This is a genomic window from Arenimonas sp. (genome assembly GCF_022842045.1).
Taxonomy (GTDB): domain Bacteria; phylum Pseudomonadota; class Gammaproteobacteria; order Xanthomonadales; family Xanthomonadaceae; genus Arenimonas.
This window is the reverse complement of the sequence record NZ_JALHQI010000095.1, coordinates 1-8,797: the sequence shown is the minus strand read 5'-3', so window position 1 is coordinate 8,797 and position 8,797 is coordinate 1. Positions and strand designations below refer to the sequence as shown.

Genomic DNA, 8,797 nt, shown 5'->3' with positions numbered 1-8,797 from the left:
CCGTTCTGATCGCGTTCCGACGCATCACCCTCCCCGGCCCCCGCCGGGCGTCCTCGTGCAGGAGTCCTTGAGTGCAAACCTGGTTCGTGACCGGCGGTGCCGGTTTCATCGGCGGTAACTTCGTGCTGGACGCGGTCGCGTCGGGCGTCCGCGCCATCAACCTCGACGTGCTGACCTACGCCGGCAACCTCGACACGCTGTCCTCGCTGGATGGCAACCCGAACCACGTGTTCGTCCAGGGCGACATCGGCGACCGCGCGCTGGTGGCGAAGCTGCTGGCCGAGCACCGGCCGCAGGCCGTCATCAACTTCGCGGCCGAGAGCCATGTCGACCGCTCCATCGACGGCCCGGCGGCCTTCGTGCAGACCAACGTGGTCGGCACCCTCGCCCTGCTCGAGGCGGCGCGCGACTACTGGAAGGCACTCGAGGGCGCGGCCAAGGACGGCTTCCGCTTCCTGCACGTCTCCACCGACGAGGTCTACGGCTCGCTGGGCGACGAGGGCAAGTTCACCGAAACCACGCCGTACGCGCCCAATTCGCCGTATTCGGCGTCCAAGGCCGCGTCCGACCACCTGGTGCGCGCCTTCCACCACACCTACGGGCTGCCGGTGCTCACCACCAACTGCTCGAACAACTACGGCCCGTACCAGTTCCCCGAAAAGCTCATCCCGCTGATCATCCAGAAGGCCCTGGCCGGCGCCCCGCTGCCGGTGTACGGCGACGGCCGCAACGTCCGCGACTGGCTGTTCGTGAGGGACCACTGCAGCGCCATCCGCCGCGTGCTCGAGGCCGGGCGCGTGGGCGAGACCTACAACGTCGGCGGCGACGCCGAGCGCGAGAACATCCACGTGGTGCGCACGCTGTGCGCGCTGCTCGACGCCCGCCGCCCGCGTGCCGACGGCCAGCCGCGCGAATCGCAGGTCACCTACGTCAAGGACCGCCCCGGCCACGACCGCCGCTATGCCATCGACGCCAGCAAGATCCAGGGCGAACTCGGCTGGGCGCCCACGGTCAGTTTCGAGGAAGGCATGGCGGCCACGGTGGATTGGTACCTGGCCAACGAGGCCTGGGTGAACCGCGTGCTCGACGGCAGCTACCGCCTCGAACGCATCGGCACGGAGGCCTGACATGGCGCGCAAGGGAATCATCCTCGCCGGCGGCTCCGGCACCCGGCTGTATCCGATCACGCAGTCGGTCAGCAAGCAGCTGCTGCCGGTCTACGATAAGCCGATGATCTACTACCCGCTCAGCGTGCTGATGCTGGCGGGCATCCGCGAAGTGCTGGTCATCAACACCCCGCACGAGCAGGAGTTGTTCAAGCGCCTGCTGGGCGATGGCTCGCAGTGGGGCATGAAGATCGAGTACGCCGTGCAGCCCAGCCCGGATGGCCTGGCCCAGGCCTTCCTGATCGGCCGCGAGTTCCTGGCCGGCCAGCCCAGCTGCCTGGTGCTGGGCGACAACATCTTCCACGGCACCGGCCTTACCGAGCTGCTTCAGCGCGCCGACGCGCGCGAGCATGGCGCCACCGTGTTCGGCTACTACGTGCGCGACCCGGAGCGCTACGGCGTGGCCGAGTTCGACGCCACCGGCAAGGTGGTCGGGCTGGAAGAGAAGCCGGCCAGGCCCAAGTCCAACTACGCCGTCACCGGCCTGTACTTCTACGACGGCCGCGCGCCGGAGTTCGCCGCGGCGCTCAAGCCTTCGCCGCGCGGGGAACTCGAGATCACCGACCTCAACCGCTGCTACCTCGACGAGGGCGCGCTGCAGCTCGAGCAGCTCGGCCGCGGCTACGCCTGGCTCGACACCGGCACCCACCAGTCGCTGCTGGAAGCCTCGAACTTCATCGAGACCATCGAGGCGCGCCAGGGCCTGCGCGTGTGCTGCCCGGAGGAAATCGCCTGGGGCAACGGCTGGATCGACGACGCCCAGCTGCAGGCCCTGGCCCGGCCGCTGGCCAAGAATGGCTACGGCGAGTACCTGCTGTCGCTGGTGCAGCGCGGGGTCGTGAAGTGAAAGTAACCGAGACCGCCCTGCCGGGCTGCCTCATGTTCGAGCCGAAGGTCTTCGGCGACGACCGCGGCTTCTTCTTCGAAAGCTGGAACCGCGCCGCCTTCGCCGAGCACGGGCTGGCGCCCGTGTTCGTGCAGGGCAACGTGTCCTCGTCGGTGCGCGGCGTGCTGCGCGGGCTGCACTACCAGTGGCCCAACCCGCAGGCCAAGTACGTCAGCGTGCTCGAGGGCGAGGTCTACGACGTTGCCGTCGACATCCGCCGCGGCTCGCCCACGTTCGGCCAGTCGCTCGGGGTGGTGCTGTCGGCCGAGAACAAGCGCCAGTTCTGGATCCCCGAGGGCTTCGCGCACGGCTTCGTGGTGCTGTCCGAGCGCGCCACCTTCCACTACCTCGTCACCGCGCCCTACGACCGCGCCGCCGACGCCAACCTGCGCTGGAACGACGCCGCCTTCGGCATCGACTGGCCGGTCTCCGAGCCGCTGCTCTCGCCCAAGGATGCGGTCGCGCCCTTCCTCGCCGATGTCGCCGAGGATCGCCTGCCGGTCTACGGCGGATGAGGATCCTGCTGCTGGGCGCCAACGGCCAGGTCGGCGAAGCCCTGCGCACGCCGCTCGCCGCGCGCGGCGAGCTCGTCGCCACCACCCGCAGTGGCCGGCTGCCCGACGGCACGCCTTGCCTCGCCGCCGACTTCGCCGAACCCGCCAGCCTCGCCGGCCTGGTCGATGCCGTGCGCCCCGACTGGGTGGTGAATGCCGCCGCCTACACCGCGGTCGACCGCGCCGAGGACGAACCCGACCTCGCGCACCGCATCAACGCCGAGGCACCGGGCCTGCTGGCGCGCGCCTGCGCGGCCGCGGGCGTGCCCTTCGTGCATCTCTCCACCGACTACGTGTTCGACGGCAGCGCCTGCCGGCCGCTGCGCGAGTCCGATCCGGCCGCGCCGCTGGGGGCTTACGGCCTGAGCAAGTGGCAGGGCGAACAGGCCGTGCGCGACAGCGGCGCGACGCACCGCATCTTCCGGCTCAGCTGGGTGTACGCCGCGCGCGGCAGCAATTTCCTGCTGACGATGCTGCGGCTGGCGCGCGAGCGCGGCCACCTGCGCGTGGTCGCCGACCAGGTCGGCGCGCCGACCGCGGCCCACCGCATTGCGGTGGCCCTGGCCGCCACGCTTGGCGTCGCTCCGGCCACCAGCGGCACCTGGCACCTCGCCGCCGACGGCGAGTGCAGCTGGCACGATTTCGCCGCGGCGATCTTCGAAGAGTCGGTGGCCCGCGGTTTGCTCGAGGCCGCGCCAACCCTGGAAGCCATCACCAGCGACCAGTACCCGACCAAGGCGAAACGCCCGGCCTACTCACGGCTGGATTCCAGCGCCTTCGCCCGCGACTTCGGTGCCGGCCTGGGCGACTGGCGCGAAGGCCTGGCCGACGTCCTCGACGAAGTGGCCCGACAGCCCTGAAGTCCCTCCCACCGGGGTGTGATGCCGAAGGCGCGCCGGTCCATCGTCCGCTCGGACATCGCCACCCCTGGCCGAAGGTCGCCTTTGCTTAGCCCGCCCGGGCTGCCTACCATGGGGGCCTCGCCACCGGAGGCCGATTCGATGACCCTGCGTCCCGCCCTGATCGCCCTGCTGCTGCCGGCCCTGCTGCCCGCCGCCAGCCAGGCCGCCCGTCCCTTCGACGCCCGCGACATGGTCACGCTCGACCGCGTCTCGTCGCCCACCCTGTCGCCCGATGGCCGCAAGCTGGTGGTGGCGGTGCGCGAGGTCGACTTCGAGGCCAACAAGGCCAGCACCGGCCTCTGGATCGAAGACCTGCTGGCGCGCGACGCGGCGCCGCCGGTGCGCTTCACCGCCGAGGGCATGAACGTGAACAGCCCGGCGTTCTCGCCCGACGGCGCGCATGTCTTCTTCCTGAGCGCCAAGTCAGGCTCGCAGCAGCTGTGGAAGCAGGGCGTGGCCGGCGGCGACGCGGTGCAGGTCACCGACTTCCCGCTCGACGTGGGCAGCTACAAGCTCTCGCCCGACGGCCAGTCGGTGGCGGTGAGCCTGGAAGTGTTCCCCGACTGCGCCGACCTGGCCTGCACAAAGGCCCGGCTGGACGAGAAGGCCGCGGCCAAGACCACCGGCGTGCTGTACGACAAGCTGTTCGTGCGCCATTGGGACACCTGGATGGACGGCCGCCTGAACCAGCTGTTCGTGGCCCGCTTCGGCGCCGACGGCAAAGCCGCCGGTGAGCCCGTGCGCCTGTCGGCCGGCGTGCTCGGCGACATCCCGTCCAAGCCTTTCGGCGACGCCAGCGAATACACCTGGGCGCCCGACGGCCAGTCCATCGTCTACAGCGTGCGCGCCGCCGACCGCGGCGAGGCCTGGTCCACCAACTTCGACCTGCACCGCGTCTGGGTGCGCGCGCGCCGTGCGCCGCAGAACCTGACCGCAGCCAACCCGGCCACCGATACCGGCCCGGTGTTCAGCGCCGACGGCAAGACGCTCTACTACCGCGCCATGAAGCGCCCGGGCTTCGAGGCCGACCGCCTGGCGCTGATGGCGATGGACCTGGCCAGCGGCAAGATCCGCGAGATCGCGCCCGAGTGGGACCGCTCGGCCAGCAGCATCACGCTCTCGGCCGACGGCAAGTACATCTACACGACCACGCAGGACATCGGTACCTACCCGCTCTACCGCGTGGACATCGCCAGCGGCGCCGCCACCAAGGTGGTGCCGGGCGGCACGCTCGGCGGCTTCGACCTCGTCGGCGACACCCTGGCCTACGTGGTCAGCGACCTCGACACGCCGGGACAGGCCTTCGTCGCCCGCGCCGACGGCAGCGCCGCGCGCCAGGTCACCCGCGCCAACGAGGAAGCCCTCAAGGACATCGCCTTCGGCGAGTTCGAGCAGTTCAGCTTCAAGGGCTGGAACGACGAAACCGTGTACGGCTACGTCGTGAAGCCGGTGGGCTACGAAGAAGGCAAGCAGTACCCGGTCGCCTTCCTGATCCACGGTGGCCCGCAGGGCAGCTTCGGCGACAACTTCCACTACCGCTGGAACGCCCAGACCTACGCCGGCCAGGGCTTCGCGGTGGTGATGATCGACTTCCACGGCTCCACCGGCTACGGCCAGGCCTTCACCGATTCCATTTCGCAGGACTGGGGCGGCAAGCCGCTGGAAGACCTGCAGAAGGGCTGGGCCTTCGCGCAGGAAAAGTATTCCTTCCTCGACGGCGACCGCGCCTGTGCGCTCGGCGGCAGCTACGGCGGCTACATGGTGGCCTGGATCGCCGGCAACTGGCCCGATGGCTTCAAGTGCCTGGTCAACCACGCCGGCGTGGTGGACACCCGCATCATGGGCTTCAACACCGAGGAGCTGTGGTTCACAGAGTGGGAGAACGGCGGCACGCCGGTGCAGGTCCCGCAGAACTACGAGCAGTTCAACCCGATCAACCATGTCTCGAAGTGGAAGTCGCCGATGCTGGTGATCCACGGCCAGAAGGACTATCGCGTGCTGGTCGAGCAGGGCCTGGCCGCGTTCAGCGCGGCGCAGCGCAATGGCGTCGAAAGCCAGCTGCTGTACTTCCCGGACGAGAACCACTGGATCCTCAAGCCGCACAACAGCGTGCAGTGGCACGACGCGGTGAACGACTGGCTCAAGCGCTGGACGAAGGAGTAAGCGCGCAGTGAGTGCCCAGGTCGTCGACCTCGACCGGCTGCGCAAGAGCTGCGCGCAGTGCTCGCTGCACGTGCTGTGCCTGCCGGCCGGCATCGGCGGCGACGACCTGCAGCAGCTCGACGACATCGTGCGCAGCAAGCGCCCGCTGGAGCAGGGCGAAACCCTGTTCCGGGCCGGCCAGAACCTGGGCTCGCTGTTCGTCGCGCGCGAGGGGGCGTTCAAGACGCTCGCCACCAACCAGGACGGCGACGTCCAGGTGATCGGCTTCCACCTGCCCGGCGAGCTGATGGGCCTGGACGCGCTGGGCAGCGGCCACCACGCCTGCGAAGCGCAGGCGCTGACCCGCGCCACGGTCTGCGAGATCCCGCTGACCCAGCTCGAGCACGTGTGCTCCAGGTTGCCGGGCCTGCAGCACCAGCTGCTGCGAATCATTGGCCAGGGCATCAACCGCGACCAGACGCACATGGAAATGCTCGGCCGACGGCAGGCGCCGGAGCGGCTGGCGCTGTTCCTGCACGGGCTTTCCGAGCGCTACCGGCAGCTGGGCCGCCCCGGCGACCAGTTCATGCTGCCGATGAGCCGCGAGGACATCGCCAGCTACCTCGGCATGGTGATCGAAACCGTCAGCCGCACGCTGACCAAGATGCAGGACGACGGCATCATCTCGGTCCGCGGCCGCCAGCTGCAGATCCTGGACATGGCCCGCCTCGACGCCATGGTCCACGGCCCCGCCAAGCCCCACACCCGCGCCCACCCCTGACCTCCCACAAGGTGGCGGGTCACACGGAGCGACACCCCAGGGCGACCAGGACGTCGTGGATGGCGGGTTGGGCGGCGAGCCACGGGCCGGCCATCGTCACCAGGCCGGCGAGGGCGATCACGAAGGCGCCGCCGAGGCGCCAGCCTCGCTGCTTCAGCAGCCCGCCGAGGCGGGCGCCGCTCCAGGTGATGGGCAGCATCGTCGCCAGCGTGCCGGTGCCGAAGGCGAGCATCAGCAGCGCGCCGTGCAGGGCGCTGGCTTCGAGCCAGGCGGCGGCCAGCAGCGTCGTCGACAGGCCGCAGGGCAGCCAGCCCCAGAACAATCCCAGTGCCCAGGGGCGCAGCGGCCCGGCCGCCGGCACCAAGCGCGCCTGGATCGGCCGGAGTTTCTGCCAGAACCACTGGCCACCTCGCGCCACGAAGCCCAGCCGCGCCGGCCACAGCAGCCGCGCCGCCGCGACCAGCAGCACGACGCCCATCGCGACGCGCAGCGACGTGGCCAGCCCGTCGGAGCGCGCCAGCGCGAGCAGGCCGCCGCCGAACCCGCCGACGATGGCGCCGGCCAGCGTGTAGCCCAGCAGGCGACCCCCGTTGAGCGCGAACGCCGGCGCGAAGCCGGGCTTCGGCAGGGACGCGGCCAGCCCGGTGGCGATGCCGCCGCACATCGCCGCGCAGTGCAGCCCGCCGAGCAGGCCGGTGAGCAGTGCCGCCAGCAGGACGGTGACATCGACCGGCATCAGTCGTCCCGGCGCGGTGGCGGCGCGGCCGGCGACTCGCCGCGTTTGGGGTCGGGCGCGGGGCGCTCATCGTCGCCCAGGATGTCGAGCGAGGGCGTGTCGAGATCATCGAACTGCCCGCGCCGCACCGCCCACAGGAAGGCGCCGATGGCGACCAGCAGCAACAGCAGCGAGATCGGGATCAGGGCCAGCAGGATGTTCATGGCGTTCCTTGGTCGACGCGGCCCAGGCGCAATGCGTTCGCGGTGACCACCAGCGAGGAGGCCGCCATGCCCAGCGCGGCCAGCCCCGGCGTCACCCAGCCCAGCGCGGCGAAGGGCAGGGCCACCAGATTGTAGGCCAGCGCCCAGCCCAGGTTCTGCCGGATCACGCGCTGGCTGCGACGGGCCAGCGCCACGGCCTGCGGCACGCGCACCAGCGAGGAACCGGTGAGCACCAGGTCCGCGGCGCGATGCGCGAGCGGCGCCCCGTCGGCCATCGCCATCGACACGTCGGCGCCGGCCAGCACCGGCGCATCGTTGATGCCGTCGCCCAGCATCAGCACGCGGTGGCCATCGGCCTGGAGCGCGCGCACCGCCGCCAGCTTCTGTTCGGGCGACTGGCGCGCGGCCTGCGTTTCGACCCCGAGCGCGTGCGCGGCCGAGGCCACCGCTTCCACGCCGTCGCCGCTGAGGATGCGCGGCGCCACGCCGAGCGCACGCAGCGCGGCGATGGCCGCGCCGGCGTCGGCGCGCAGCGGATCGGACAGCGTGAAGCGCGCGAACGCCGACGCGCCGTCGCCGAGCCAGAGCGCACCGTCATCGGCGCGCGCAGCCGCGAAGTCAGCCCGACCCAGGCGGAAGCGCCGGCCGTCCACGATGCCCTCGACGCCCTGGCCGGGCGTTGCCCGCACGCCCTGCGCGGGCGCCACGTCGCGACGCGCGAAGGCGAGCGCGATCGGATGCCCGGCATCCTGCTCCAGCGCCGCGGCGATACGCAGCCAGGGGGCAACGTCGCCGCCATCGAAGGCCGCCGCGCTGGCCAGCGCCGGCCGGCCGGTGGTCAGCGTGCCGGTCTTGTCCATCACCGCGGTGTCGGCGCGCGCCAGTGATTCCAGCGCATCGGCGCCCAGCGCCAGCACGCCCATGCGCGCCAGCGTGCCGTGGGCGGTGGCCAGCGCCGCCGGCACGGCCAGCGACAGTGCGCAGGGGCAGCTGACGACCAGCACCGCCAGCGCGACTTCGAAGGCCCGCTCCGGCGCGAACTGCCACCACGCGAAGAACACCAGGGCCGCCACCACGAACAGCGCGGACACGAACCGCGTCGCCACCGCATCGGCCAGCCGCGCCACCCGCGGCCGCTGCGCCTGCGCCTGCTCGACCGCGCGCGTGAGCTGCGACAGCCGCGTGTCGCTGCCGGTGCGCTGCACCGCCATCGCCGCCGCCTGCTCGCGGCAGAGGCTGCCGGCGTAGAGCGCGTCGCCGGGCTGCCGGGCCACCGGCACCGATTCGCCGGTGAGCAGGGACTCATCGAACGAGGCCGCGGCCTCGAGCAGCGCGCCGTCGGCGGGCACCGCTTCACCAACACCCACCAGCACGACGTCGCCGGCCTGCAGCGCGGCCACCGGCACCTGCTCGCGGCCCGCGGGCGC

Annotated in this window: 9 protein-coding genes; 6 read left to right on the top strand and 3 right to left on the bottom strand. The window is 71.4% G+C overall.

Going from position 1 to position 8,797, the window contains the following annotated elements; translation table 11 throughout:
• The first annotated feature begins 71 nt into the window (after positions 1-71).
• The 6 genes from rfbB (at position 72) to Q0C12_RS13940 (ending at position 6,431) form a co-directional block, all read left to right on the top strand.
• Complete coding sequence (gene rfbB / locus Q0C12_RS13965) at positions 72-1,127, top strand: dTDP-glucose 4,6-dehydratase (protein ID WP_290891230.1); 1,056 nt, start codon at positions 72-74, stop codon at positions 1,125-1,127.
• 1 nt (position 1,128) lies between these two features.
• Entirely contained in the window at positions 1,129-2,013 is an 885-nt protein-coding gene (gene rfbA, locus Q0C12_RS13960) for a glucose-1-phosphate thymidylyltransferase RfbA (protein ID WP_290891228.1), read from the top strand.
• On the top strand, positions 2,010-2,567 hold the full coding sequence (gene rfbC, locus Q0C12_RS13955; RefSeq protein WP_290891226.1) for a dTDP-4-dehydrorhamnose 3,5-epimerase: 558 nt from the start codon (positions 2,010-2,012) through the stop codon (positions 2,565-2,567). The genes rfbA and rfbC overlap by 4 nt, the downstream gene beginning before the upstream one ends.
• Positions 2,564-3,466, top strand: coding sequence for a dTDP-4-dehydrorhamnose reductase (gene rfbD, locus Q0C12_RS13950; protein WP_290891224.1), 903 nt, complete (start codon positions 2,564-2,566; stop codon positions 3,464-3,466). Before rfbC ends, rfbD begins: the two co-directional genes overlap by 4 nt.
• A 141-nt stretch (positions 3,467-3,607) precedes the next feature.
• Complete coding sequence (locus tag Q0C12_RS13945) at positions 3,608-5,671, top strand: S9 family peptidase (RefSeq protein WP_290891222.1); 2,064 nt, start codon at positions 3,608-3,610, stop codon at positions 5,669-5,671.
• Positions 5,672-5,678: 7 nt separating this feature from the next.
• Positions 5,679-6,431, top strand: a complete 753-nt coding sequence (locus Q0C12_RS13940) for a helix-turn-helix domain-containing protein (protein WP_290891220.1) — start codon at positions 5,679-5,681, stop codon at positions 6,429-6,431.
• 19 nt (positions 6,432-6,450) lie between these two features.
• Here Q0C12_RS13940 and Q0C12_RS13935 read toward each other — a convergent pair whose 3' ends face one another.
• The 3 genes from Q0C12_RS13935 to Q0C12_RS13925 form a co-directional block, all read right to left on the bottom strand.
• Positions 6,451-7,167 (bottom strand): sulfite exporter TauE/SafE family protein, encoded by a 717-nt coding sequence (locus Q0C12_RS13935; protein ID WP_290891218.1) that lies wholly within the window; start codon positions 7,165-7,167, stop codon positions 6,451-6,453.
• Positions 7,167-7,370 carry a cbb3-type cytochrome oxidase assembly protein CcoS gene (gene ccoS, locus Q0C12_RS13930; RefSeq protein WP_290891216.1) on the bottom strand — a complete coding sequence of 68 codons (204 nt, stop codon included), beginning with the start codon at positions 7,368-7,370 and terminating at the stop codon, positions 7,167-7,169. Before ccoS ends, Q0C12_RS13935 begins: the two co-directional genes overlap by 1 nt.
• Positions 7,367-8,797, bottom strand: a 1,431-nt coding sequence (locus Q0C12_RS13925; protein ID WP_290891213.1) for a cation-translocating P-type ATPase, incomplete at its 5' end; no start/stop codon positions are given. The genes ccoS and Q0C12_RS13925, both read right to left, overlap by 4 nt.

Bases quoted from the DNA above. Each gene is read 5' to 3' on its own strand.
- rfbA (WP_290891228.1), top strand. From the start codon at position 1,129: ATGGCGCGCAAGGGAATCATCCTCGCCGGCGGCTCCGGCACCCGGCTG.
- rfbD (WP_290891224.1), top strand. From the start codon at position 2,564: ATGAGGATCCTGCTGCTGGGCGCCAACGGCCAGGTCGGCGAAGCCCTG.
- Q0C12_RS13945 (WP_290891222.1), top strand. From the start codon at position 3,608: ATGACCCTGCGTCCCGCCCTGATCGCCCTGCTGCTGCCGGCCCTGCTG.
- Q0C12_RS13935 (WP_290891218.1), bottom strand. From the start codon at position 7,167: ATGCCGGTCGATGTCACCGTCCTGCTGGCGGCACTGCTCACCGGCCTG.
- ccoS (WP_290891216.1), bottom strand. From the start codon at position 7,370: ATGAACATCCTGCTGGCCCTGATCCCGATCTCGCTGCTGTTGCTGCTG.